The sequence below is a fragment of the Pseudomonas sp. GW460-LB5 genome, assembly GCF_059423245.1.
This window is the reverse complement of the sequence record NZ_JBWKXT010000148.1, coordinates 1-507: the sequence shown is the minus strand read 5'-3', so window position 1 is coordinate 507 and position 507 is coordinate 1. Positions and strand designations below refer to the sequence as shown.

1 protein-coding gene is annotated in these 507 nt (G+C 59.0%); it reads left to right on the top strand.

Going from position 1 to position 507, the window contains the following annotated elements:
* Positions 1 to 19: 19 nt before the first annotated feature.
* Positions 20 to 507 (top strand): IS66 family transposase (locus AC07XM_RS31120; protein ID WP_495046091.1); only part of this gene is annotated, 488 nt, incomplete at its 3' end.

Here is a 507-nt window from a genome sequence, read left to right as displayed (position 1 = left end):
CTCTGACACAATCAGCGGCATGACTTCCTCGCCCAATCTCGACCAGATGACACCGGAACAGCTGCGCGGCTTGGCCGAACAGGCTATGCAGTTGCTGTCCCAGGTCGACTCCATGAGCCAGAAAATCCAACGCCTCGAAACGGTCAACGAGCAACTGGCTCATGAAATCGCCATCCTCAAGCGACACAAGTTCGCCAAGCGCAGCGAGCAACTGAGCCCCGACCAAGGCAGTCTGCTTGATGATCTGCTCGATACCGATATCGCAGCTATCGAAGCCGAGCTGAAGGCAGCCAATCCGCCGGCCGCACCGGCCGAGCCACGTCATAAGCCCAAGCGTGCACCACTGCCGCCGCAGTTTCCGCGAACCGTGATCCGTCACGAACCAGAGAATACTCAGTGCGTGTGCGGCTGCCAGCTTCAGCGAATCGGCGAAGACGTCAGCGAGAAGCTCGATTACACTCCGGGCGTGTTCACAGTTGAGCGGCATGTGCGTGGAAAATGGACGTG